18 protein-coding genes and 1 riboswitch are annotated in these 24,094 nt (G+C 66.5%); of the genes, 10 read left to right on the plus strand and 8 right to left on the minus strand.

Annotation, left to right across the window (positions count from 1 at the left end):
- The first annotated feature begins 51 nt into the window (after window positions 1-51).
- From CR919_RS03635 to CR919_RS03645, 3 genes are all read left to right on the plus strand, one after another.
- A complete protein-coding gene (locus CR919_RS03635; protein WP_099818914.1) occupies window positions 52-774 on the plus strand; it encodes an AraC family transcriptional regulator in 723 nt (240 codons plus the stop codon).
- 81 nt (window positions 775-855) lie between these two features.
- The gene (locus tag CR919_RS03640; RefSeq protein WP_099819108.1) at window positions 856-2,226 is read left to right on the plus strand and encodes an amino acid permease; all 1,371 of its coding nucleotides are present in this window, start codon (window positions 856-858) and stop codon (window positions 2,224-2,226) included.
- Between the two features lie 182 nt (window positions 2,227-2,408).
- Complete coding sequence (locus CR919_RS03645) at window positions 2,409-2,819, plus strand: VOC family protein (RefSeq protein WP_099818915.1); 411 nt, start codon at window positions 2,409-2,411, stop codon at window positions 2,817-2,819.
- Between the two features lie 133 nt (window positions 2,820-2,952).
- Here the strand turns inward: CR919_RS03645 and gcvP are convergent, their stop codons facing one another.
- Window positions 2,953-5,820, minus strand: coding sequence for an aminomethyl-transferring glycine dehydrogenase (gene gcvP, locus CR919_RS03650; RefSeq protein ID WP_099818916.1), 2,868 nt, complete (start codon window positions 5,818-5,820; stop codon window positions 2,953-2,955).
- A 61-nt stretch (window positions 5,821-5,881) separates the two neighbouring features.
- Window positions 5,882-5,984: riboswitch (glycine riboswitch) on the minus strand.
- A gap of 299 nt (window positions 5,985-6,283) precedes the next feature.
- Between gcvP and CR919_RS03655 the strand changes: the two genes are divergently transcribed.
- The 3 genes from CR919_RS03655 to CR919_RS03665 all read left to right on the plus strand — a co-directional run bounded on the left by CR919_RS03655 (window position 6,284) and on the right by CR919_RS03665 (window position 9,017).
- Window positions 6,284-7,510, plus strand: a complete 1,227-nt coding sequence (locus tag CR919_RS03655) for a multidrug effflux MFS transporter (RefSeq protein WP_099818917.1) — start codon at window positions 6,284-6,286, stop codon at window positions 7,508-7,510.
- Window positions 7,511-7,650: 140 nt separating this feature from the next.
- Window positions 7,651-8,547 (plus strand): siderophore-interacting protein, encoded by an 897-nt coding sequence (locus CR919_RS03660; RefSeq protein WP_099818918.1) that lies wholly within the window; start codon window positions 7,651-7,653, stop codon window positions 8,545-8,547.
- A 77-nt stretch (window positions 8,548-8,624) separates the two neighbouring features.
- Window positions 8,625-9,017, plus strand: a complete 393-nt coding sequence (locus CR919_RS03665) for a hypothetical protein (RefSeq protein ID WP_089236443.1) — start codon at window positions 8,625-8,627, stop codon at window positions 9,015-9,017.
- Between the two features lie 128 nt (window positions 9,018-9,145).
- Here the strand turns inward: CR919_RS03665 and CR919_RS03670 are convergent, their stop codons facing one another.
- The 4 genes from CR919_RS03670 to CR919_RS03690 form a co-directional block, all read right to left on the minus strand.
- Window positions 9,146-11,116 (minus strand): M2 family metallopeptidase, encoded by a 1,971-nt coding sequence (locus tag CR919_RS03670; RefSeq protein WP_099818919.1) that lies wholly within the window; start codon window positions 11,114-11,116, stop codon window positions 9,146-9,148.
- A 605-nt stretch (window positions 11,117-11,721) separates the two neighbouring features.
- Window positions 11,722-13,371, minus strand: coding sequence for a phosphoethanolamine--lipid A transferase (locus CR919_RS03680; protein WP_099818920.1), 1,650 nt, complete (start codon window positions 13,369-13,371; stop codon window positions 11,722-11,724).
- The gene (locus CR919_RS03685) at window positions 13,368-14,120 is read right to left on the minus strand and encodes a phosphatase PAP2 family protein (RefSeq protein WP_099818921.1); all 753 of its coding nucleotides are present in this window, start codon (window positions 14,118-14,120) and stop codon (window positions 13,368-13,370) included. The genes CR919_RS03680 and CR919_RS03685 overlap by 4 nt, the downstream gene beginning before the upstream one ends.
- 112 nt (window positions 14,121-14,232) lie before the next feature.
- Entirely contained in the window at window positions 14,233-15,936 is a 1,704-nt protein-coding gene (locus CR919_RS03690; protein WP_099818922.1) for a glycosyltransferase family 39 protein, read from the minus strand.
- A gap of 132 nt (window positions 15,937-16,068) precedes the next feature.
- Between CR919_RS03690 and CR919_RS03695 the strand changes: the two genes are divergently transcribed.
- Window positions 16,069-16,779, plus strand: coding sequence for a response regulator transcription factor (locus CR919_RS03695; RefSeq protein WP_099818923.1), 711 nt, complete (start codon window positions 16,069-16,071; stop codon window positions 16,777-16,779).
- A complete protein-coding gene (locus CR919_RS03700; RefSeq protein ID WP_099818924.1) occupies window positions 16,769-18,049 on the plus strand; it encodes a HAMP domain-containing sensor histidine kinase in 1,281 nt (426 codons plus the stop codon). Before CR919_RS03695 ends, CR919_RS03700 begins: the two co-directional genes overlap by 11 nt.
- An 87-nt stretch (window positions 18,050-18,136) precedes the next feature.
- Here the strand turns inward: CR919_RS03700 and CR919_RS03705 are convergent, their stop codons facing one another.
- Window positions 18,137-18,526 (minus strand): VOC family protein, encoded by a 390-nt coding sequence (locus CR919_RS03705; RefSeq protein WP_099818925.1) that lies wholly within the window; start codon window positions 18,524-18,526, stop codon window positions 18,137-18,139.
- A gap of 156 nt (window positions 18,527-18,682) precedes the next feature.
- Between CR919_RS03705 and CR919_RS03710 the strand changes: the two genes are divergently transcribed.
- A complete protein-coding gene (locus CR919_RS03710; RefSeq protein WP_099818926.1) occupies window positions 18,683-19,939 on the plus strand; it encodes a DUF819 family protein in 1,257 nt (418 codons plus the stop codon).
- A 172-nt stretch (window positions 19,940-20,111) separates the two neighbouring features.
- Entirely contained in the window at window positions 20,112-21,254 is a 1,143-nt protein-coding gene (locus tag CR919_RS03715; protein ID WP_165787237.1) for a DUF3103 family protein, read from the plus strand.
- A gap of 357 nt (window positions 21,255-21,611) precedes the next feature.
- On the opposite strand, the gene CR919_RS03720 is transcribed toward CR919_RS03715, so the two are convergent.
- Window positions 21,612-21,836: a CstA-like transporter-associated (seleno)protein gene (locus CR919_RS03720; RefSeq protein WP_089236433.1), complete on the minus strand. Its 225-nt coding sequence runs from the start codon at window positions 21,834-21,836 to the stop codon at window positions 21,612-21,614.
- Window positions 21,836-23,917 (minus strand): carbon starvation CstA family protein, encoded by a 2,082-nt coding sequence (locus CR919_RS03725; protein ID WP_025877093.1) that lies wholly within the window; start codon window positions 23,915-23,917, stop codon window positions 21,836-21,838. The genes CR919_RS03720 and CR919_RS03725 overlap by 1 nt, the downstream gene beginning before the upstream one ends.
- Window positions 23,918-24,094 lie beyond the last annotated feature (177 nt).

Genomic DNA, 24,094 nt, shown 5'->3' on the forward strand with positions numbered 1-24,094 from the left:
CCCGTGGGAGTGAACGCGCAGACAAATCGGCGGCTCGGGTATGCTTGCCGCATGCGAGTCGAACCCGCCGACATCGAAGCCCTGTTCGACGCCATTCCGGACGTGCTGTTCTTCATGAAGGACCGCCAGGGCCGCTACACCTACGTCAACCAGACCATGCTGCGACGGCTGGGCCTGCGTGCGCGCAAGGACGTGATCGGCCGCACCGCAGCCGAGATCTACCCCACCGGCCTGAGTGCGGACTATGTCGACCAGGACGCCCGCGTGCTGTCCGGCGAGGTGATCGAGAACCTGATGGAGCTGCACCTGTTCGCCAACCGCGAACCGGGCTGGTGCCTGACCTGCAAGCGCCCGCTGGTGGTCGACGGGCAGGTGGAAGGGCTGATCGGCATCTCCCGCGACCTCGGCCAGAAGGACAGCCTGGGCACCCAGTACGAGCAGCTGCGGCTGGCCCTGGCGCACCTCAATACGCACTACGCCGAGAACGTGCGGATGCAGACTCTGCTGGACATCACCGGTTTTTCGTTGTCCAAGCTGGAGCGCAGCTTCCGCAAGGTGTTCCAGATGACCCCGCAGCAGGTGCTGACCCGGCTGCGGATCCAGATGGCCATGCACCTGCTGCATGGCAACGAGAGCATCGCCTGCATCGGCCAGGCCTGCGGTTTCAGCGACCAGAGCGCGTTCACCCGCAAGTTCAAGGCTGAAACCGGTTTCTCACCACGCGCCTATCGGGCCCGTATTGGTGGCAATGTCGGCGAGCCGGTACCGGCCTGAGTTTCCTGCTGCGCTGTGCCTATCCCCGCAGCGGCTGGACACGGTAAGGTGTCGCCCTTGTCGCCGCCGCCAGCCCTGCCGATGCCCGCCACCCCCGATCAGACCGCTTCGCCCTCCCGCCTCGGCCATTCGCTCAAGCCACGCCAGCTGATCATGATGGGGCTGGGCAGCGCCATCGGCGCCGGCCTGTTCCTCGGCTCCGGCGTAGGCGTGCAGGCGGCCGGCCCGGCGGTGCTGGTGTCCTACCTGGTGGCCGGTGCGCTGGTGATCATCGTGATGAACGCACTGGGCGAAATGGCCGCCGCCAAGCCGACCAGCGGTGCGTTCTCGGTGTATGCGGCCGATGCCATGGGCGCCACCGCCGGCGCCACCGTGGGCTGGCTGTGGTGGGTGCAGCTGGTCATCGTCATCGCCGCCGAGGCGGTGGGCGCGGCCGGATTGCTGGCCACGGTCTGGCCGGTGGTGCCGGTACCGATGGCGGCACTGGCCTTCATGTTGTTCTTCACCGCGATCAACCTGCTCGGGGTGAAGAACTTCGGTGAGTTCGAATTCTGGTTCGCCATCCTCAAAGTGGCGGCGATCCTGGCCTTCATCGCCGTTGGCGTGGCGCTGCTGATGGGCTGGCTGCCGCAGGTGGCCTCGCCGGGCCTGAGCAACTTCACCGAGCACGGTGGCTTCGCGCCGAAGGGCCTGGCCGGTATCGGTGCGGCGCTGCTGGTGGTGGTGTTCGCCTTCGGCGGCACCGAGATCGTGGCCGTCGCGGCGGCGGAGACCGAAGACCCCGAGCGCAGCATCGCCCGTGCCATCCGCACCGTTGCCTGGCGCATCCTGGTGTTCTACATCGGTTCGCTGAGCGTGATCATCGCCGTGGTGCCATGGACCAGTGAAGCGCTGAAGTCGCCGTTCGCCGCGGTTCTCGATGTCGCCAATATCCCGGGGGCAGCCACGGCCATCACTCTGATCGCGGTGATCGCCCTGCTGTCGGCGCTCAACGCCAATCTCTACGGCGCCTCGCGCATGATGTATTCGCTGGCGCAACGCCGCGAAGCACCGGCCGTGCTGGGCTGGACCGACCCGCGCCAGGTGCCGGTGATCGCGGTGCTGGCCAGCGTCCTGTTCGGCTTCGCTGCCACCATCATGGAACTGCTGTTCCCGGACAAGGTGTTGCCGGTGCTGCTGAACATCGTCGGTTCCACCTGCCTGCTGGTGTGGACGCTGTCGCTGGTCTCGCAGCTGGTGCTGCGCCGTCGCGCCGACCGCCTGGGCACGCGCCTGCCGTTCCGCATGGCGGGCTTCCCGTGGCTGACCGTCTGCGCGCTGGGCATCCTTGCGTTGATTTTCGGCCTGCTGCTGAGTGAAGCGCATACGCGCCTGCAGTTCCTGTCGATGGTGGCGCTGACGGCGACCATCGCGGCCAGCAGCGCCATCGCCCGGCGCATGCGCGAGGCTTGATCCTGTAGAGCCGACCCTATGGTCGGCTGCGGTCGCCGAATTTTCTGTAGAGCCGACCCTATGGTCGGCTGCTGTCTGCGTGGTCGCTGGCCGAGCATGGGCTCGGCTCTACAGCAGGCATACATCGGCCGTGCCATCCTGATCGCGTGGGCCATCACCGGCCCGACGAACGGGAGCACCGCATGCTGCGCAGCCGTCCCTTCCTGATGTTCACCGGCCAGGCCGAAGCCGCGCTGGCCCTGTACGCCGAAGCCTTCGCCGAATTCCGCCTGCTGGCCCTGCAGCGCCATCCGGACGGGGCGGGTGCGGGCATACCCGGTCAGGTCCGCCAGGCCATTTTCCTGCTCGGCGGCACCCACTACCTGTGCTTCGACAGCCTGGATGTGCACGACTTCACGTTCACGCCCTCGATGTCGCTGTTCGTGGAATGTGCGGGTGCCGAATCGTTCGAACGTGCCGCGCGCGTGCTGGGCGACGGCGGGCATTGGCTGATGCCGGTGGGCGACTACGAGTTCAGCAGCCGCTACGGCTGGGTGCAGGACCGTTTCGGCGTGTCGTGGCAATTGAGCCTGGGTCAGATGCCCGACCCATGATGGCAAAGCATCCACGCATGGCGTGGATCTACTACCTGCCATGGCGCACTCTCCAGTAGATCCACGCCATGCGTGGATGGAAACGAAAACGGCCCGCTTGCGCGGGCCGTTCTGTTACCGATGCCGCGAAGGCTTACGCCTCGACTTCATCGTCCTTGTAGGCATCGACCGGGATGCAGGCGCACATCACGTTCTTGTCGCCGTACACGTTGTCGACGCGGGCCACCGGCGGCCAGTACTTCTGCAGCTTCAGGCTCGGCAGCGGGAAGGCGGCCAGTTCACGCGGGTAGGCGTGGGTCCATTCGCTGGCGGTCACTGCCGTGGCCGTGTGCGGGGCGTTCTTCAGCGGGTTGTCCTCGCGGTCCAGGCGGCCGTCTTCGATCGCGGTGATCTCTTCGCGGATCTGGATCATCGCGTCGATGAAGCGGTCCAGCTCGTGCAGCGATTCGCTTTCGGTCGGCTCGACCATCAGCGTGCCGGCCACCGGGAAGCTCAGGGTCGGGGCATGGAAGCCGAAGTCGATCAGGCGCTTGGCCACGTCTTCGGCACCGATGCCGCTGGTCTTCTCCAGCGGACGCACGTCGAGGATGCACTCGTGCGCGACCAGGCCGTTGCGGCCGGTGTACAGGGTCTTGAAGTGCGGGGCCAGGCGCTTGGCGATGTAGTTGGCGTTGAGCTGGGCGACCTGGGTGGCCTTGCGCAGGCCTTCGGTGCCCATCATCGCGATGTACATCCAGCTGATCGGCAGGATCGAGGCGCTGCCGAAGCTGGCGGCGCTGACCATGCCGACCGGGCCGTTGTCACCCAGCTTGCCCGGCAGGAACGGGGCAAGGTGCGACTTGACCGCACACGGGCCAACGCCCGGGCCGCCGCCGCCGTGCGGGATGCAGAAGGTCTTGTGCAGGTTCAGGTGCGAAACGTCTGAACCCCACTTGCCCGGCTTGGCCACGCCGACCAAGGCGTTCATGTTGGCACCGTCGGTGTACACCTGGCCGCCGTGCTTGTGGATGATCTCGCAGATCTCCACGACTTCTTCCTCGAACACGCCATGCGTGGACGGGTAGGTCATCATGATCGCGGCCAGGCGGTCGCTGTATTTCTCGGCGTTGAGGCGGATGTCCTCGACGTCGACATTGCCGTTGGCATCGGTCTTGGTGACCACGACCTTCATCCCGCACATCTGTGCCGAGGCCGGGTTGGTGCCGTGCGCCGAATCCGGAATCAGGCAGATGTCACGGTGATCTTCGCCGCGCGAGCGGTGGTAGGCGCGGATCGCCAGCAGGCCGGCGTACTCGCCCTGCGCGCCGGAGTTCGGCTGCAGGCTGACGGCGTCGTAGCCGGTGCACTCGACCAGCATTGCTTCCAGCGAATCGATCAGTTCCTTGTAGCCCAGCGCCTGCTCGGCCGGCACCAGCGGGTGGATCTGCGAGAACTCCGGCCAGGTCACCGGGATCATCTCGGCGGTGGCGTTGAGCTTCATGGTGCACGAGCCCAGCGGGATCATCGTGCGGTCCATCGCCAGGTCCTTGTCGGCCAGCGAACGCAGGTAGCGCAGCAGCTCGTGCTCGCTGTGGTGGGTGTTGAACACCGGGTGGGTCAGGAACGCGGACTGGCGCAGCAGGCCGGCCGGCAGCGCGTCGGCGGTGCTGGCATCCAGCGCGTCCACATCAACGTTGGCACCGAACAGCGCGCCCACGGCGATGATGTCGGCGCGGGTGGTGGTCTCGTCCAGGCTGATGCCCACCGAGCTGCTGTCGATCGCACGCAGGTTGTAGCCGGCCGCACGGGCCTTGGCATGGATCGCGTCGGCGTCGACACCGGTCACGTGCAGCGTGTCGAAGAAGTCGGCGCCGACCTGCACACCGGCGGTGCGCAGCGCGCTGGCCAGGATCGCGGCCAGGCGATGGGTGCGGCGGGCGATGCGGGTCAGGCCTTCCGGACCGTGATAGACGGCGTACATCGAGGCCATCACCGCCAGCAGCACCTGTGCGGTACAGATGTTGGAGGTGGCCTTCTCGCGGCGGATGTGCTGTTCGCGGGTCTGCAGGGTCAGGCGGTAGGCCGGGTTGCCCTGCGCGTCGATGGAGACGCCGATCAGGCGGCCCGGCATCGAACGCTTGTAGGCGTCACGGCAGGCCATGAACGCCGCATGCGGGCCACCGAAACCGAACGGCACGCCGAAACGCTGGCTGTTGCCGACTACGATGTCCGCACCCCATTCGCCCGGGGCGGCCAGCAGGGTCAGGGCCAGCAGGTCGGTGGCCACGGCCACCAGGCCGCCGCGCGCGTGCACGGCATCGACCAGCGCCTTGTAGTCGCCGACCTGGCCGAAGGTATCCGGGTACTGCAGCAGCAGGCCGAAGGCTTCCGCTTCCAGCGCTTCGGCCGGGGTGCCCACGCGCAGCACGATGCCCATGGGCTCGGCGCGGGTACGCAGCAGTTCCAGCGTCTGCGGGTGCACGGCATCGTGCACGAAGAAGGTGTCCGACTTCGACTTGGCCGAGCGCTTGGCCAGGGTCATCGCTTCAGCAGCGGCAGTGGCTTCGTCCAGCAGCGAGGCGTTGGCGATTTCCATGCCGGTCAGGTCGGCGCACAGGGTCTGGAAGTTGATCAGCGCTTCCATGCGGCCCTGCGAGATTTCCGCCTGGTACGGGGTGTAGGCGGTGTACCAGGCCGGGTTTTCCAGGATGTTGCGCAGGATCACGTTCGGCGTGTGGGTACCGTAATAGCCCTGGCCGATGAAGCTGCGCAGCACGGTGTTCTTGTCGGCGATCGCGCGGATCTTCGCCAGCGCCTGCACTTCGGTGATCGACTCCGGCAACGCCAGCGGTGCCGGCGACTTGATCTTGGCCGGGACGATGGCATCGGTCATCGCATCCAGCGATGCGTGGCCGATGACGCCGAGCATCTGCGCGATCTCGGCATCGTTGGGGCCGATGTGGCGCTCGACGAACGCCGAATGGTGCTCGAGCTCACGCAGGGAAGGGGTGTTCTGGGACATGGCGAAGGATCCGTCAGGAAAGGGCACACGCACGGGCACAAGCCGCCGGTCGGCGGTCTGCGGGCGCCCCTCTGTCCTTTTGCCTGAGAGTTTAAAAGCGCGGAAAACCGCAGCTTCGTGCCCCTTCGGCGCCGGATCGAACCGGTCTCTCCAGAGTTCTGTTACGGGTGGTATCGGGCCTGAGCGATTACGGGCGTTGCGCCTTCGGCAGCGGTGACCTGCTTCTCCCACCGTGTTGCCCGCCGATTATAGCCTCTTGCCGGCGCCCGACGGTGGCCCGCAGCGGCCTCACAGGCCTGAATGGCCGATGGCCCGGGCGTGCGTTCTGTGCACCCGTGCATGGCGTCGCACGCATTCCCCACCTATGATGGTCGGATTCTCGTATTCATCTGGCGCCGTCCCTGCCGCAGGGGATCGGCGCCCGCCGTGCGTGTCACGCATGGCCCTGCCGGACGCTTGCCCGATGACCGCCGCTGTTGCTCCTTCCACCCGCCGCATGGCCCTGTTGCTCGCTGGCCTGGCCATGTTCGGTCCGTTCTCGATCGACACCATCTTTCCTGCGTTTCCGCAGCTGGCCCAGCGCCTGGCGGTGGACGAGGTGGCGGTGCAGCAGACCATCAGCGTCTACCTGCTGTTCTACGGCCTGATGAGCCTGGCCCACGGCCCGCTGTCCGATGCGTGGGGGCGCAAGCGGGTGATCCTCGGCGGCCTGGTGATCTTCGTCGGCGCCTCGGTGGGCTGCGCGTTGTCCACCGACCTGACCACGCTGCTGGCGTTCCGCGCGCTGCAGGGCCTGTCTGCCGGTGTCGGCATGATCGTCGGCCGCGCGGTGATCCGCGACCTTTACCACGGCCACGACGCGCAGCGGCTGATGAGCCAGGTGTCGATGCTGTTCGGCATCGCCCCGGCCATCGCGCCGATCATCGGCGGCTGGATCCTGCTCAGTGGTGCCGGCTGGCCGCTGATCTTCTGGTTCCTGGTGGTATTCGCGCTGGTGCTGCTGGCGGCCACCGCGCGCTTCCTGCCGGAAACCCATCCGGCGCAGGCACGGGTCGCACTGTCGCCACGCACGTTGATGCGCGACTACGTGCGCATCGGTTTCAACCCGCGTTTCCTGCGCCTGGCGCTGGCTGGCAGCATCGGCTTCGGCGGCATCTTCCTGTACATCTCCTCGGCCCCGGCGATCGTGATGCAGCACCTGCATCTGGGTGAAGGCGGCTTTGCCTGGCTGTTCATTCCCACCATCGGCGGCATGACCACCGGTTCGTTCCTGTCCGGGCGCATGGCCGGGCACAGCACACCGACGCGGCAGGTGGCCCTCGGCTTCACCTTGTGTGCGGTCTCTGCCGTGTTGAACATCGGCTACGTCAGCCTGGCGCCGCAGTTCGCGTTGCCGTGGGCGGTGATGCCGATCTTCCTGGGCGGTATGGGCATGGCGCTGATCTTCCCGATCCTGGCGCTGGCGGTGCTGGACATGTATCCGCAGCAGCGCGGCCTGGCCTCGTCGCTGCAGGCGTTCGTGCAGCTGATGATCAGCACCGTGGTGGCCGGCGTGGTATCGCCACTGCTGCACGACAGCCCGCTGCATCTGGCACTGGGACAGGCGGCCTTCTTCGCGGCCGGCTTCGTGTTCTGGTACTGGGAGCACCAGCGCGAGCGCGCAGCAGAGGCAGCCGGCACGGCGCTTTGAGCGTCGCGCAGGGGTAGGGCACAGCATCACGCAGCGCCCCCTTGCGACGCTGCGCGCAGGGACTAGGCTGGGGTTTCCAGCAAGCCGGTTCGTGGATGCACGACAGCCAGCCATCCCGATGTCGTCGCATGAGGTATCCCATGGCTGCGCAGCAGACCTACCGCCTGTTCGAGGTGGCGCTGAAGGAGCGCCGCGTTCTTTCTCCTTCCCTGGACCGCATGGTGTTCACCGGCGCCGACGTGGCGCGCATGAAGACCGAAGGCCCGGACCAACGCATCAAGGTGTTCTTCCCCTTGCCCGGCCAGGACGCGCCGGACGTGCCCAGCGGCGAAGACTGGTACGCCCGTTACCGGGCACTGCCCGATGACGCGCGGCCGCCGATGCGCACCTTTACCCTCCGCCAACTGCGCGCCGGCGAGTGCGAGGTCGACGTCGACTTCGTGCTGCATGGCGAGACCGGACCGGCCTCGCGCTGGGCCACGCACGCACGGCCGGGCGACCGCGTGGTGCTGCTGGCCCCCGACGCTGACTGCGCGGACAGCAGCGAAGGCTGGGAATGGAAGCCGCCAGCCGGGGTCGGCCAGGTGTTGCTGGTGGCCGATGAGACCGCATTGCCGGCGGTGGCCGGCATCCTCGAGGAACTGGCCGGGCTGGTCGATCCGCCGCGCACGCTGGCCCTGCTGGAGATCGCCCAGGCGGGCGATGCGGTGCCATTGAAGGCACCGGTCACGGCCGAACTGGTGTGGTTGCCGCGCGGGCAACAGGCCCATGGGCAGCGGTTGCTGCAGGCCGTGCAGGCGCGGCTGGCGGCAGCCCCGGCCGTGGCCGAGGGCGCCGAACTGGACGACATCGACGTCGATGCGCAGATCCTGTGGGAGCAGGCTGACGCCAGCGCAGACGGCGCGATGTATGCCTGGGTGGCGGGCGAGGCCGGCGCGGTGATGGCGATCCGCCGGTATCTGGTGAAGGACTGCGGCCTGGATCGCCGCGCGATCACCTTCATGGGCTACTGGCGGCAGGGGCGGGTGCTGGACTGAGCCGACGCCGTACCGGTGTGAACCAGCATGCAGGGGGCGTGGGTTATCCTTGCGCCCCCGCAATGCAAGCCCCACCGATGTCGACCTCTTCCAAATCCCGCCGCGACCAGCGCCGTCGCCAGGAACAGCAGGCTGCCAACAAGGCCGCCGCCACCGCCTCGCCCGTCGAGCCGCACGCCGAACTGCGCGACACCCAGCGCACGCTGCTGGCCGGGGTCGTCCGTCGCGATGGCGAATGGGTGCTGGGCATGGATGGCCGCATTGCCGGCCAGAGCGAAAGTGCGGCGCAGGTGCTGGCGCTGATCATGCAGGCCGGTGAACTGCACGAACGGCAGGGCACGCCGGTGCGCTTGATCTATTCGGATGCGCTGCGCGATGCGGCGCAGGCCGAAGCCAACGAGAAGGGTCAGACCTTCGAGGAATTCAAGGCCGCGCTGGCTGCGCAGCTGGCGGCGAAGAAGAGCAACTGATCGCGCCGAATCTGTAGAGCCGAGCCATGCTCGGCTGCTTTTCCACCGTGCTGCGCACGGTAAGCCGAGCATGGCTCGGCTCTACAACACCTGGAAAGGGGCGGATCCTCGCGGACCCGCCCCTTCTTTCATTTCGCCGTCGCTGCCGGTGCCGCGCTGGCCTGCCAGCCGCACATCTGGCCTTCGTTCTGTTGCTTCAACCAGGCATTGACCGGGCTGAAGTACTCGATCATCGGGCCGGCATCGAGCTTGTCCGAGCCGGTCAGTTCCTTCAGCGTGGCCTGCCACGGCTGGCTGGCGCCCTTGCTCAGCATCGCCCAGTACTTCTGCCCCGCTTCCTTGTTGCCGTAGAAGGTGCACTCGTGCAGCGGGCCCTTGAAGCCGGCGGCATCGCACAGGCCCTTGTAGAACTGGAACTGCAGGATGCGCGCCAGGAAGTAGCGGGTGTACGGGGTGTTGCCCGGCACGTGGTACTTGGCACCCGGGTCGAAGAACTCCTCGCCACGGGTGCTGGCCGGTGCCACGCCCTGGTACTTGGCCTTCAGGTCCCACCAGGCCTTGTTGTAGTTGTCCGCGGTGATCGAACCATCGAACACGCCCCAGCGCCAGCGGTCGATCATCAGCCCGAACGGCAGGAACGACACGCCCGACAGCGCCATGCGCATCTGGTTGTTGATGACCGCCTCGCGGCTTTCGGTCGGCGCGTCGACCAGCCCGATCGAGCTGAGGTACTTCGGCGTCATCGCCAGCACGATGGTGTCGCCGATCGCTTCATGGAAGCCATCGTTGGCACCGCCCTGGAACAGCGGCGGCAACGGGTTGTAGGCCAGGTCGTAATAGATGTGGCCCAGCTCGTGGTAGATGGTGGTGAAGTTCTCTTCGTTGGGCTTGATGCACATCTTGGTGCGCACGTCGCCTTCCATGTTCATGTCCCAGGCACTGGCGTGGCAGACCACGTCGCGGTCATCGGGCTTGATGAACTGGGTCTTGTCCCAGTACGACTGCGGCAACGACGGCATGCCCAGCGACACGTAGAAATCCTGCGCACGCTCGGTCATCTGCTTGGCGGTGCGCAGTTCGGCTTCGCGCTGCGCCTTGTACTGGGCGGCCACGTTCGCATCCTTGCCGGCCTTGGCCAGCGCCGCGCTCAGGTTGGTCTGGTACTGCTTTTCCAGTGCCGCGGTGATGTCCAGGCTGCCGGCACCCGGGTACGGTTCCAGCTGGTCCCACAGGTTGGACCAGTCCTGCTGCCACATGTTGCCCATCAGGTGCGCGGCGATCAGGCCGTTGCCCACCTCGGCCTTGTCCTTGCCATAGGTCTTGTCCAGCTTGCCGCGCGCATAGCAGTGCAGCTGCTCGTACATCGGCTTGACCTGTTCCCACAGGCGATCGGTTTCCGGGCCGATCTGCTCCGGCGGCATGTCATAGCCACTGCGCCACATCTGCCCGGCATCGGTGAAGCCCATGCCCTTGGCACCTTCGTTCACCAGGCCGACGAACTTCTGGTAATCACCGCGCATGCTCTTGGTGGTGCTGTGCCAGCCCTGCCAGGCATCGAGCTGCTGGTCGTAATCGCGGCTGCGCGCCAGCACCTGCTCCAGCTCGCCCAGCTGGCGGCAGGAGTTCGGATCGTTGGCGTCGGTGCAGTACTTGCCTGCGCCGTAGCTGCCTTCCATGCGGGTGGCGATCTGGGTCAGCTCGGCCAGCTTGGCCGGATCGCGCGGCGCCGGCATCGAGGACATCAGCTTCAGCAGATGGATCGCGCGCTTGCTGTCCTCGCTCATCGGCTTGCCATCGAACTTGGCGGCCTGCTCGATCCAGCTGTTGAGCTGGGTCAGCGAACGCTCGTTGGCCTTGGCCGCGATGCGCTCTGAATCACTGTTGATGTAGGTGGAGGACAGCCACTGGGCCGAGGTCATCTCCGGGTAGGCCGCCTTGAATTCGGCATTGATGCGGGCCACGAACTGGTCAGCGGTTTCGCCGGCCGGTGCGCTGCTGCTGGCGGTGTCGGTGCCTGGGGCTGCTTCCTTCTTGCAGGCGGCCAGGGCCAGCGTAGCGGCGGCGATTGCCGCGGCCAGCAGGAGATGACGGTGTTTCACAGGCGATCCTTGGGTGGTGAACGACCGCCGAAGGCTAGTGGGCAGGGCTTGCCACCGCAAGTGGCGGAAGTCGGCCGGGCGGCGCCCGGCACCCGCAGAGGCCTTTAGGCAACGGCAAAAGCCGGAGCAACAGCAAGAGCGGGCCATCTGTGGTTTGGCGGGGTGGTGTGGGCTTGCAGGACACGCCGTAAACCCATCCATGGGGGCTCGATGGCGCCATCCATGGCGCCAACGGTCCTGCAAGCCCACACCGCCCCACCTCTGACAGATCGCCGCGGCTGTTGGTGGGTGTCGACCTTGGTCGACACATCTGTCAGGTATCGACAATAAAAACGGGGTCAGATCCGTTTTCCTCCGGAAAACGGATCTGACCCCGAGAGATGGCCTGACAGATTGCGGCCAACTGTCGAAGGCGGGGTGGGGCCGGTGGCGGGAGTGTCCGCGGCATGGATGCCGCGGCCAAGCCCCCATGGACGGGTTTACGGCGTCTCCCGCCACCGGACCCACCCCGCCATCCCACAGGAAACCAGCCTTTGCTGTTGCTTCGGCCGTTGCCGTTGCCTGAAGGCCTCTGCGGGTGCAGGGCGCAGCCCTGCCGACAAACCCTAACTCTCGCAGTTGGCGAACAGGTCGCGGTCGCGCTCGTACAGCGAGGTCTTCACCTGCATCAGCCCCAGCACCGACGGGAACAGGTTGTCGTGGTCGGTGTAGCTGGCCGCGCGCTTGCGCACGCACTGCAGGTCCAGCCCGCGGCTGCTGGCAAAGCCCGGTGAGAACCACATCGTCATTGGTACCCGGGTCTGCTCGGCCGGTGCGATCGCGTATGGCACGCCGTGCAGGTACAGGCCCTTTTCGCCCAGCGACTCACCGTGGTCGGACAGGTAGATCATCGCCGTGTCGTAATCCTGCAGGCCCTGCAGCGTGCCGATGGTCTTGCTCAGGAAATGATCGGTGTACAGCACGGCGTTGTCGTAGCTGTTGGTGATTTCTTCGCGCGTGCAGCGGCCGATGTCGCGGGTATCGCAGGTCGGGGTGAAACGGCGGAAGGCGGGCGGGTAGCGCTCGAAATAGGCCGGGCCATGGTTGCCCAGCTGGTGCATCACCACCACCCGGTCACCCGGGCGCGCACGCACCTGGGTCGCCAGGTCCTGCAGCAGGATTTCGTCCATGCAACGGCCATCGGCACACAGCCCCGGCGTGGTCGCGTCCGACAGTGACTGGAAGTCCAGGCCCTCGCATACGCCCTTGCAGCCGGACTGGTTGTCGCGCCACAGCGGTGCGATGCCCGCGCGGTTCAGTACATGCAGCAGCGATTGGTGCGCACGGATCTTCTTTTCGTCGTACTCGTGGCGTCCCCACGGCGAGAACAGGCACGGCAGCGAGACCTCGGTACTGGTGCCGCAGGAGTGCATGTCGGGGAAATTGACCACCGCCGCCTGGGCCAGCTCCGGCGTGGTGTTGCGGCCGCCATTCAAGCCCCAGTTCTGCGCGCGTACCGTTTCGCCCATCACGATCACCAGCAGGCGTGGCTTGCTGGTCGGTGCGCGCCGGGTCGCCTTGGCATCGGTACCGATCGGCAGCTTCGGCGCGCGTTGTACCGGGTTTTCGCCGCGCAGCGCACGCGGCAGCCCCAGCAGCACATTGGCGGGCGTTGCCAGGTAGCGCACTTCGCGCTGGTTGCGCATCAGGGCCGACACATCTTGGAAGGACACCAGTGCGCCACCGAGTGCGGTGGCCGCAGCGACCAGCAGGAAGCCGATGCGCCACAGCAGGCCGCGGCCCCAACTGCGGCGGCGCAGTTCAACGCGCCACAGCACCACCATCGGTAGCGCGGCCAGCAGCAGTACCGGCCACAGCAGCGACACCGTCATCAGTTCGCGGCTTTCCTTCGGGTCGGTGGCCAGCACGTTGCGCAGCATGTCCGCATCCAGATAGATGTGGTAACGGCTCATGTAGTGCGCGGCGAACGCGGTGACGAGCAGCAGTACGCTGATCACCACCTTGGCATTCCAGCGCCACACCAGGATGCCCAGCAGCACGCCGTGTGCACCCAGCAGCAGCAACAGCAGCGAAAGCGCATAACGCAGGCTGCCTGGATGGCTGGCCATGGCGCTGTGCCAGAACAGGCCATTGCCGGCCACAGCGAAGAACAGGCTGGTGAGAATGATCAGCGCTTCGGTGGACAGCTGCGGCCGCCATGCGCGGATGCTGGCCAGTGTCGGCAACCGGAAGGACCGTTGGACCGATGCGTTCATGCAATTGCCTCCTGGCGGGTCGAGCGGTCCAACTGGCGGCGGACCATCAGGTACAGGCCCAGCGACAGCAGCCAACATATCAATGCGGTAGCAACGTCATGCGAAAGGAAATGGGCGCCGCGAAGCTGCTGGCCGATGCCGAACACCAGGCCACTGCCGAGGCCGATCCACAGCCCGGCCCGGCGCCACGACGGTCGCCACAGCAGCGCGAAGAAATACAGGCACAGCCACGCGTATCCCGCGCTGGCGTGGCCGCCGGGGAAGCAGGCACGGGCAGCCATCCCAGTTGGGCGGCTGCTGAAAAGACCGACGAAAGGGTCGTGTCCGCCGTAGCGCAGCAGATCCCACGGGCAGTCCATCGGCACCAGCGACTTCAGCAGGGAAATCACCCCGGTACCCAGAGCCATGGCAATCACGACGTACAGCAGCGCCCAGCGCAGCGTGCGATCGCGACCACGACGCCAGTGGTGGAAGCACAGCAGCATCACCACCAGGGCCGCAGCCGTGCTCAGCCATTTGCCGCCCTTGTGCACGACCGAACGGGTCAGCCAGCTGTTCTGCAGGGCCCATTGACCGCCCTCCAGGCGGAACAGATGATCGGCCAGCCACTGGTCACCGCCGAAGCCCATCAGCATGGTGAACAGAGGGAGGCCGATCGCGACAGGCAGCCAGAAATGAGTGACGGCAAATCTTGACGCCAGTGGCGAAGACGCGAGCGGAACTACCGGGGCGAGAGGACGGACAGGCATGCAGGCATGAGGTCGGTGCGGGAAACCGTGGCCATGCTCGTCACCTTGATGTCGGAGAAGGGTCGTACGCTCGTTCGTGTCGGGTTAATGATTCACCGGCACGTGTGAATGTTCAGTCTTCGTCATCGTTGGCGCCGGCGCGTTCGGCGTGACACGCCGGGTCCCACGCGGTGCCCGGAAGCAACTGCCAACGATTGCGATTTGCAACACCGATCTCGATGACCTGGGCCGGGTCGACGCAGGGGCTCATCGCCTTGTCCAGCACCAGCAGCCAGCGCTTGTCCGGGGCCTCGGCCAACCATGGGCCGGCGTCCTGCCACTGCTCCGCCCAGGGGCGCTTGAAGCCGAACTCGCGCACCGGCCGGTCGGCCTGCAGCAGGTTCTGTTCGCGCCAGGCCACCAGCGCCAGTTCCGCATCGGGGCCGATCCGCATGCCCACCCGGCGCATCACCGCCGACGCCGAGGCATAGGGGTCCAGCGCCGGTATCAGCACCAGTCCATACAGCATCCACAGCAGGCCGTGGGTGAGCAGTACCAGCGTGGCCGCGCGTCGTACCCGCAGCCACACCGCCAGTGTCGCCACGGCGATGGCGAAGGTCAGCAGGCCGTCGCCGAACGCGGGCAGCAACGTGTCGGGCATCGCCCGCCGCGCCAGCTGCGCCTGCGCCCAGGGGCTGTCGGTCAGCATCATCACGCCCAGCGCGCCGGTGACCAGCATCAGCAGCAGGCTGTAGCTGAACAGGTAGCGACGCACGCACAGGCGACGCAGCAGGCCGGGCAGCAACGGTGCCACTGCCAGTGCCATCGCCGGCAACATCGGCAGCACATACACCTCACGCTTGCCGGGGCTGGCAGTGAAGAACAGCAGGACCAGCGCGGCCCAGCCCAGCAGCAGCCATTGGCGCTGGTCACCGCGACGCAGGCGACGCCACCACGGCTTGATCATCAGCGGCAGCAGCAGGGCGCCGGGCAGCCACAGGGTGGCGATCACCTGCAGGTAATACCAGGCCGGCTGGCGATGGTGCCAGGCGTTGGCATAGCGGGTGCCGGTCTGCTTGAACAGCAGCTCGTGTGCGTACGACTGCAGCGATGCACTGGGTTCATGCAGCAGCGCCCAGCCCAGCGGCGCCAGCCATACCGCCGTGCCCAGCAGGAACGCCGGAACCAGCCACAGCAGGCTGGCGGGGTGGGGGCCGTCCACCGGCTGGCCGCGACGGCGCTGGTACAGCCACCAGCCGAACCAGGGCAGCACCATCAGCAGCGGCAGGAAACCCACCCCCTTGGTCACCGTGCCGACGCCGGCGGCGAAGCCGGCCAGCCACAGTGCCGGCAGGTTGCGGCGCTCGCAGAGATGGCGCAGCAGGCCCCACAGGGCCAGCGTGGTCATGCCCACCAGCACCATGTCGATCTGCGCACGCTTGGCCATCAGTCCGAACTGCAGGGTGCAGAACAGTGCGCCCAGTGCGTACAGCGAATGACGTGGCGACCACAGCCGGCGCGCCAGGTCTGAAACCAGCCACAGGCTGAGCAGCGCGGCCAGCAGCGACGGCAGCAGGAACGACCACTGCCAGCTGCCGACCACCTGATGGGCAGCGGCCTGCAGCCACATGAACACGGGCGGCTTTTCGGCGTACAGCTCGCTGCCGCGGTGCGGCAGCAGCCACTCGCCGCTCTCCACCATGGCCCGCGCGGCCAACACGAAGCGGGGTTCGTCCGGCGGCTGCGGCTGGCGCATGCCGAGACCGGCCGCCAGCGCCACCACGATCAACAGCCACAGCAGGGGCAGGTGCCAACGGCGGGGCAGGGCTACGGGCACGGCGGGCTCCGGGAGCAAAACGGCCATACTGATGGAGGGCACGTGGGAAAGCCGTCAGAGCCGCCGCCACGGCGACCGCATTCCGACATCCCCAGCGCTACCATGGTGGCACTTCCCGTGGATGTTTCGTGCATGCGCCTGTTGGTGATCGAGGACAACCGCCAGCTGGTGGCCAACCTGTTCGACTATTTCGAGTCGCGCGGGCATGTGCTCGACGTTGCCCCGGACGGCATCACCGGCCTGCACCTGGCTGGCAGCCACCCGTATGACGCGGTGATCCTTGACTGGATGCTGCCGCGCATGGAAGGCCCGGAGGTGCTACGGCGGCTGCGCTCCGAGCACGCCTCGGAAGTGCCGGTGATCATGCTGACCGCGCGCGACGAACTGCCGGACAAGATCGCGGGCTTCCGTGCCGGCGCGGATGACTACCTGACCAAGCCATTCGCCTTGCCGGAACTGGAAGTGCGCCTGGAGGCGCTGCTGCTGCGGGCGCAGGGGCGCAATCCGCGCAAGCGCCTGCAGGTGGGCGACCTGGTGCTGGACCTGGCGACCCTGGAGGCGCAGCGTGCCGGCCAGGTGCTGCACCTGTACCCGGCCTGCCGCAAGCTGCTGGAGGTGCTGATGCGGGCCAGCCCGGGTGCGGTGACCCGGCAGCAGCTGGAATTCGCTCTGTGGGGGGATGAACCGCCGGACGGCGACCTGCTGCGCTCGCATGTGTACGAGCTGCGCCGCAGCGTGGACGGCCCGTTTGCCGACAAGCTGATCCACACCCTGCCGCGCGTGGGCTACCGGCTGGCGTCCACCGCAGGCGCCGATGCACGGAACGATGACGATGGCGCGTAAACCGGGCCCGCTGTACCGGCGGGTGGTGTGGTGGTTGCTGGGCTACCTGGCGCTGATCTCGCTGGCGGTGTTCAGCGTGGGCAACTATGTGCACGAACACGCCGAGCACGCGGCATGGCGCGCGCTGCTCAATTCCGAACTGGACAGCATTGTCGACCACACCGAGCACGAGCCGCACTATCGCTGGCAGGACTCGGACACGCTCAGCCTGTTCCGTTTCAATGAAGCCAACATGCCCGCCAGCCTGCGCAGCCTGCATCCGGGCCTGCATGACGGGGTGATGATCGGCGAGCGCGAGACGGCGGTGATGGTGCGCGATACCGGTTCGATGGGACGGGTTGCGCTGGCCCTGGACATCTCCGACTTCCACGACCTGGAACAGTTCGCCACGCGCTGGGTGATGCTCGCCGGCATCATCATGATCTTCGTCACCGTGTTGATGGCCTCGTTCGGCATGGAGCGCATGGTGCGCCCGCTGAGCCTGCTGGCCCAGCACATCGGTGCACTGCGGCCGGGCGTGCAGGGCCAGCGCATCCACGTCGATCCGCGCGGTAGTTCCGAGCTGCACACCATTGCCGATGCGCTGAACGACTACCTTGATCGCAACGAGCAGTTCGTCGAGCGCGAGCGGGTGTTCATCAGCACCGCAAGCCATGAACTGCGCACGCCGATCGCGGTGATGACCGGTGCCGCCGAACTGGCGCTGGAACAGCCGGGCCTGCCTGAGCGCGCACGCCAGCAGATGCAGCGCGTACTACGTACCGCGCAGGGCGTCGAGCAGCTGATCGAGTTGCTGCTGGTGCTGGCGCGTGATCCCGCACGCCTGGCCAGCCGCGCCGAGCGCATCGCCCTGGACCAGCTGCTGCCGGAGATCGTCGACGACCATCGCCACCTGCTGGGCGACAAGGACCTGAGCATCGGCATCCAGGCCGCGCCGGTGGACATCGTCGCTCCTCTTGCCGTGGTGCAGGCGGCGATCGGCAACCTGCTGCGCAATGCCATCGAGAACAGTGGCCGTGGTCATATCGAGCTGCGCCTGACCTCGGCGGCGGTGCTGACCCTGCAGGACCCCGGCCATGGCATGAGTCCGGAAGAGATCGCTGCGATCCACGCGCGGATGGCGCGCGGCGGGCGGAGCGATCGCGGTGGCATCGGCCTGGAACTGATCGCGCGGCTGTGCGAGCACCTGGGCTGGACCCTGCAACTGCAGCCCTGTGAACCGCGCGGTACCCTGGCTTCGCTCGACTTTGGTACATCGCGGCCAGGCTGACCTGTCCGTCGACCGAGGTCGACGCCTACCAGGCAATGGCCGCGTGCGTTCTGGTAGGTGCCAACCTTGGTTGGCACGCTGGCCGCGTCACCGCGCCGTCGGCCGCGGCACATGCTGGTCGATCAGGATCACGTTGCCATCCGGATCGGCCAACTGCAGGTAGCCCGTGCCCTGGCCATCAGGATCGGTGCGGAGCGCCAGTTCAATGCCCTTGGCATCCAGTTCGGCCTGTATCTCGCGGACGTCCTGGAAGGATGCCAGTTCCTGCTTGTGCTGGTCCCAGCCGGGGTTGAAGGTCAGCAGGTTGCCCTCGAACATGCCCTGGAACAGGCCGACCACGATGCCGTTGTTGCGCAGTACCAGCCAGTTCTGCGCCGTATCACCCCCGGTTACCGAGAATCCGAGCGCCTCATAGAACGCACGCGAGGTGGCCAGGTCCTTCACCGCCAGGCTGACTGAAAAAGCGCCGAGTTGCATGGGGCAGGCTCCAGAAGGGAATGCTGCGATTCTCGACAGGCCCGCGCGCTGCCGCAAGCAGCGCAGCATGACCCTGCGTGAAGACTATGTTAATTTCGACCCGCGCCGCTTATGCGGCGCTTTTCTTTTCCGCTCTTTCGATCGACAGAGGATCCCATGCCGACCGAACCCGCTGCCGCTACTGCCCTGATCAGCAACGATATCGTTGGCCTTGGTCTGATCGCCGCCACCCTCGCTCTGATCTTCTGGGCTGCCAGCGGCCCAACGCCCTTGCTGAAGAAGATCTTCGCCTGGGTACCCGCACTGCTGCTGTGCTATTTCATCCCCGCCATCTACAACACCGCCGGTATCATCGATGGCCACAACACCTCGCTGTACAACCCGGTCGCACGTGATGTGCTGCTACCGGCGGCACTGGTCCTGCTGACCCTGTCGATCGACCTGAAGGGCATCGCCAAGCTCGGGCCGAAGCTACTGCTGGTGTTCTGCGCCGGCACCGCCGGCATCATGCTCGGCGCCATCGTCTCCTTCCAGGTGATGAAGCTGATCCACCCGGAAACCGTCGCCGGTGACACCTGGGCCGGGATGGCTGCATTGGCCGGCAGCTGGATCGGCGGTGGCGCCAACATGGTCGCCATGCGCGAAGTGTTCGGCACCGATGCCACCACCTTCGGCCAGTTCGCGGTGGTCGACGTGGCCTGCGCCAGCCTGTGGATGGCGATCCTGCTGTTCATGGCCAACCGCGCCCAGCAGATCGATGCCCGCAACGGTGCCGACACCCGCGCCATCGATGAGATGAAGGCACGCATCAGCGCCTACGAGGCGCAGAATGCCCGCATCCCGAGCATGACCGACCTGATGGTGATTGTCGGCGTGGCACTGGGCGGGGTCGGCCTGGCCCATGCCATCGCCGCACCGTTGTCCGGCTGGTTCAAGGCCAATGTCAGCTGGGCCAGCCAGTTCAGCCTCGACAGCCAGTTCGTCTGGGTGATCCTGCTGTCCACCGCGATGGGCCTGACCCTCAGCTTCACCCGCGCGCGGCGGCTGGAAGCTGCCGGTGCTTCGCGGCTGGGCACCGTGTTCCTGTACTTCCTGATCGCCTGCATCGGCATGCAGATGAACCTGCTGTCGCTGCTGGATCGTCCATGGCTGTTCCTGCTCGGTGCGATCTGGATGGCCACCCACGTGCTGGTGCTGTGGATCGTGGCCAAACTGGTGCGCGCGCCGCTGTTCTTCTTCGCGATTGGTTCGCAGGGCAACATCGGCGCGGCAGCGTCGGCACCGGTGGTGGCGGCAGCGTTCCATCCGACGCTGGCGCCGGTGGGCGTGCTGCTCGGCACGGTTGGTTATGCCACCGGTACCGGACTGGCATACGTGACCGGGTTGATCCTGAAGTGGATGGCCAACGGCTGAGCCCTCTCGCGGCCGCCACGGAAGTCAGAAACGGGTAGAGCCGAGCCCACGCTCGGCTGCTTTGCGCAGGATACTGCCGGAACTGTGCGGCACATACCGGAACGTATGGCGCGTGCGACGTAGCGTGGGAAGCTCCTGCCGGCGTTGCCGGCGACGTTCGATGGGGCCGTCGATGACGAAGCAATGGAGGTTTCGGGTTTCCGCACTGGTGCTGTTGCTGGCCAGCACGGGGGCATTCGCGCAGGGACCGGTGAGGGCCGGCGGCGCCGATGTGCAGGTGCTGACCGATGCCGGTGCGCGCGAGGTGGCGGCACTGATCGGCCAGCCAGGGTTCGCCGATGCAGTGCGCAGCTCGCTGCATGCGGCGCCGGAGCAGGGCGTGTCGGTGCAATCGTTGATGGACCGTTTCGATCCGCAGGCGCATACGCTGGCCAGTGCAGCGCTGGCAGCCGGCGATCGCCAGCTGCGCCAGCGCAAGGGGCTCCCGGCACAGGGGCAGGGGCTGCTGCAGCTGCGTGCGTACGTGCCCGAGGGGCACTCGCTGGCGGCCATCAATCCGCATCCGCTATGGGTGGCCAGTCTGCCGCGTGGCAATGATCGCGACTGGACCACGATCACCGCCTACGATGCGCAGGGCCGCGCGCATGTACTGGATGCGAAACAGGCCCCGGATTTTCCGGTGCTGATCGTCGACGTCGACACGCGGCGTGCGGTGCAGGAGGGCATGGCCCTGGTCAATGCGGGGCTGAAGGCCCGCGGCCTGCAATCGCCCGAACGCATCCGGCTGTCGGCTGACGGCACGCAGGCTTCGCTGGATATCACCCGCCTGGACCGCATCCGCCTGGCCGACGACCAGGAGCCCTGGGCGCTGGGGGCGGCCGAGGTGTTCGCTGTTGTTTCCGGCCTGCAGGTGGGCGCCACCGCACCGGAGATGGTGACCGTCGACATGCCGTACCTGGACTACGACGGTACCGACTACACCCCGGAGCAACCGCTGATCATCTGGGGCAACTATCGCTTCAACGCTGCCAACGTACAGCTGTTCGAGGACGACGGCGATACCAATTACCAGGAGCTGCTGGTGGCGCTGAGCAACGGCGTCAAAGCGGCACTGGGCGCCTTCGCCCCTGAGTATGCCGTCATCGCCGACATCGCAGGCGCGATCCTCAAGGCCATGCCGACGTCGTGGTTTGCTAATGACATCGACTATCTCGACAGCTACTACCTGTTGCAGCGCGGCAAGGCCTACCAGGACCGCAGGGGCGCGGCCAACAACGCCAAGGTCACCCTGACCCCGATCACGCTCACGGAGTAGTCCCGCCGGACCGCGCCCGAAACCGCCATCCGCGGATCAATTCCATCGGCATCCACGAACAAAAAGGGGTCGGATCCGTTTTCCAAAGGAAAACGGATCCGACCCCTGATGTTTCCGCACCGTCACCGTAAATCTGTCAAAGGTGGGGCGGTGTGGGCTTGCAGGACCGTTGGCGCCATGGATGGCGCCATCGAGCCCCCATGGACGGGTTTACGGCGTGTCCTGCAAGCCCACACCGCCCCGCCAACCCAACAGAAAGCCAGAGCCGACGCTTCGGCCGTTGCCGTTGCCGTTGCCGTTGCAGTTGCCGTCGCTTCTGCGGGCGCCGGGCTGCAAGCCCGGCACCCACCGAGAACCTCAACAGCAGCGACCACCGTTGCGCCCGCCATACCGCGCTTCCTGCCGCTCGCGGAAGAACGTCTTGTAGTCCATCGGCTCGCGGTCCGGATGCTTCTCCCGCACATGCCGCACATAGTTGTCGTAGTCGGGAATGCCACAGCACAGCCGTGCCGTCTGCACCAGGCGTCGCCACAGGCGGCGATGCGCCTGGTACTGCCCCACCGGAACCAGTTGCGTACTCATTACAGGTCCACCATTTCATGCGGCTTGAGGGCCACGTACGGGGTCTCGCGGTCGCTGCGCTGCGGATTGCGGCGCGCCGCCACGATCGTCTTGATCGAATACACCAGCACCGACGCCACCACCAGCAAGAACAGCGCAGTCAAGCCGGTGTTGACGTACGCATTGACCACGATCTGCTGCATCTGTGCGACCGACTTGGCCGGTGCGGTGATGGTGCCGCTGGCCAGGGCGTCCTGGAACTTGTGTGCCTGGGCCAGGAAGCCCTGCGCCGGGTTGCTGTCGAAGATCTTGATGAAGCCGGCATAGGTGGTGCAGATCAGCAGCCACACCGCAGGCACTGCAGTGACCCACGCGTAGCGGTCACGCTTCATCTTGAACAGCACCACCGTGCCCAGCATCAGCGCGATGCCTGCCAGCATCTGGTTGGAGATGCCGAACAACGGCCACAACGTCTGGATGCCGCCGAACGGATCGACCACGCCGGTGTACAGCAGGTAGCCCCACAGCGCCACGCAGCCGGCAGTACCGATGATGTTCGCGGTCCACGACTCGGTCTTCTTCAGCGCAGGAACGAAGTTGCCGAGCAGGTCCTGCAGCATGAAGCGACCGGCACGGGTACCCGCATCCACAGCGGTGAGGATGAACAGTGCTTCGAACAGGATGGCGAAGTGGTACCAGAACGCCATCATCGCGTCGCTGCTGCTGGGGATCGCCTCATGCAGGATCTGCGCGATGCCCACCGCCAGCGTCGGCGCACCACCGGCACGATGCAGGATGGTCGGTTCACCGATCGCTGCGGCCGTGGCCGTCAGCTGTTCGGGGGTGATGGTGAAGCCCCAGGTATTGGTGATGTAGTGCGCGGCCGAGGCCGCGTCGGCACCGATTACCGCCGCCGGGCTGTTCATGGCGAAGTAGATGCCCGGATCGATGATCGAGGCGGCCACCAGTGCCATCACCGCCACGAACGACTCCATCAACATGCCGCCGTAGCCGATGTAGCGCATGTGCGCTTCATTGGCCAGCAGCTTCGGTGTGGTACCCGAAGAGATCAGTGCATGGAAGCCCGACACCGCGCCGCAGGCGATGGTGATGAACAGGAACGGGAACATCCCGCCCTTCCACACCGGGCCGTCGCCGCTGGCAGCGAACTGGGTCAGCGCCGGCATCTTCAGTTCCGGCATCACCACCAGGATGCCGATGGCCAGCGCGATGATCGTGCCGATCTTCAGGAAGGTCGACAGGTAGTCGCGCGGTGCCAGCAGCAGCCACACCGGCAGCACCGAGGCGACGAAACCGTAGCCGATCAGCATCCAGGTGATCTGGGTGCCGGTGAAGGTGAAGGCTGGGCCCCAGGTCGGGTCTGCCGCCACCTTGCCACCGAACCAGATCGCGGCCAGCAGCAGCACCAGGCCGACCACCGAGATCTCACCGATCTTGCCCGGCCGGATGTAGCGCATGTACACGCCCATCAGGATCGCGATGGGCATCGTGGCGATCACCGTGAACATGCCCCACGGGCTTTCCGCCAGCGCCTTGACCACCACCATCGCCAGCACGGCCAGGATGATGATCATGATCAGGAAGGCACCGAACAAGGCGATGGTACCGGGCACCTGGCCCATCTCCTCGCGCACCAGGTCACCCAGTGAGCGGCCGTTGCGGCGGCTGGACAGGAACAGCACCATGAAGTCCTGCACCGCGCCGGCCAGCACCACGCCGACCACCAGCCACAGCAGGCCGGGCAGGTAGCCCATCTGCGCGGCCAACACCGGGCCGACCAGCGGACCAGCACCGGCAATGGCGGCAAAGTGGTGGCCGAACAGCACGTGCTTGTTGGTCGGCACGTAATCCAGGCCATCGTTGTTGATCACCGCCGGGGTGGCCCGGGTCGGATCGAGCTGCATCACCTTGTCGGCGATGAACAGGCTGTAGAAGCGGTAGGCGACCAGGTACAGCGATACCGCCGCCACCACGATCCACAACGCGTTGATGTGCTCACCGCGCCGCAGCGCCACCGTACCCAGGCAGAACGCGCCGAGCAGGGCGAGGGCCGCCCAGCCTATTTTGGAAAAACCTTTCATGAGGTGCTCTCTCCCGGAAAGACAGGCAAAGAGTCCCGCGTGCCCCTGGCAGGGTCAATGTGCACGGGACCATTCTGCGGTAGTACTTTGGTCGTACATGGGTGTGGCAGGTGGCGATGTTTCCTCGCTGCCCACAACGCAGGCGGTGCCGGCGTGCGGACATGACGCGCGGCGAAC

The organism is Stenotrophomonas sp. LMG 10879 (genome assembly GCF_002750935.1).
Classification (GTDB): Bacteria; Pseudomonadota; Gammaproteobacteria; order Xanthomonadales; family Xanthomonadaceae; genus Stenotrophomonas; species Stenotrophomonas lactitubi_B.